Source organism: Paraburkholderia podalyriae (assembly GCF_014397785.1).
GTDB classification, from domain to species: domain Bacteria; phylum Pseudomonadota; class Gammaproteobacteria; order Burkholderiales; family Burkholderiaceae; genus Paraburkholderia; species Paraburkholderia podalyriae.
The window spans coordinates 1-1342 of record NZ_VZQQ01000227.1 but is presented as its reverse complement, the minus strand read 5'-3'; the positions used below and the strand labels follow the sequence as shown (position 1 = coordinate 1342).

Sequence of the window (1342 nt, the reverse complement as noted above, 5' to 3'; positions counted from 1 at the left end):
TTCACGCGGCGCGTCACTGCAGCAGAGGAGATATTCAGCGCGACCGCCGCCTGCGTGAAGCTGCGATGTTCGACCACCGCAGCAAACGTCTCCAGCTCCATCATGTTCAACATCGCGCCCACTTTCATCTCCACTCCTCGGCATCCGGTAGCGCATCTGGCAAGAGGACATCAATGCCTCGATGAGATTCCCCTGTTTTTCGCCGCAGAGGCCGGGGGTTATGCGGCCGCTCCTTATGCCGCTGCCTGAATTCCTCGCGCCACCTTTCTTCTCCCCTCACTCCGAAGCACGACTTCAGAGATACAGTCGGCGCCCCCTTGAAGCCGCCGGTTGCCAGGTACGTACCGGCGCGCAGCGGCAATTGTTGATCGAATTGCAGCTATGAGCGAATCGACGAGGAAAGCTGCTCGGCAATTTGTACGGCATTCAATGCCGCTCCTTTCAATAGCTGATCTCCGACAACAAAGAGAGCCAAAGAGTGACCCGACGGATCTCCAAGGTCTCGTCGCACACGTCCTACTAGCACTTCATTTTCGCCGGACGCTTCAGAGGGCATCGGAAAATGATTATTCAGCCGATCGTCAACCAATCGAAGTCCTTCGGCTCGTGAAAATATAGCGCGCGCATCGCCTGGACTCACGGGATCCGAAAGTGCAACCGTGATGGCAATCGCATGTGCCCGAAGTATCGGTACTCGAATGCAGGTGATGCCAATGGGCAGTTCTGCAGCGTCGAGAAGTTTGCGGGTCTCGGCAATGATCTTGATTTCTTCGCCGTTATACCCGCTTTCGAGTTCGACCTCGGCGTTATGGCTAAAAAGATTAAACGCATACGGATGTGGCAGAACTCTCGACTGATAGGCTTCATCGCGAAGGTAGGCGCTAGTGGCTTCACGTAGTTCGTTCATAGCCGCTGCACCCGCACCCGACGCCGCCTGATATGTCGAGATGGTCAGCCGGCGGATTTTTGAGACTCGGTGAATTGGAGCTAACGCGACCGTGGCAATGGCCGCGACGCAATTGGGGTTCGCTATGATCCCCTGATGGCTGCTTAATGCTCCCGGATTCACTTCCGGCACCACGAGAGGCACATCGCTTTCAAGCCGAAATGCCGACGAATTGTCTATCACCGTGCAACCATTGCGGACCGCCGCAGGAGCGAACTTTCTTGCGATCGCTGAGCCGGCGGAGAACAACGCAAGGTAAACTCCGAGAAGACCTTGTGATTACCCACTATTTTCACGCCCCAACGAGTATCCAATCTGGATGTCGACAAGACGATGCATGCCGCGCCAGATGACTTTATTGCCGGGCGGAGGATCGTTGGCGCGTGCGAGATAGCC

The 1342-nt window shown here is 56.0% G+C and carries 1 protein-coding gene and 1 pseudogene; both read right to left on the bottom strand.

Annotation, left to right across the window (positions count from 1 at the left end):
* On the bottom strand, positions 1–113 hold a 113-nt coding region (locus F6X42_RS42720; RefSeq protein ID WP_187639240.1), incomplete at its 3' end, for a LysR family transcriptional regulator.
* Between the two features lie 266 nt (positions 114–379).
* Positions 380–1198: pseudogene (locus F6X42_RS42715) on the bottom strand (aspartate-semialdehyde dehydrogenase); the annotation flags it as partial.
* Between the last annotated feature and the right edge of the window lie 144 nt (positions 1199–1342).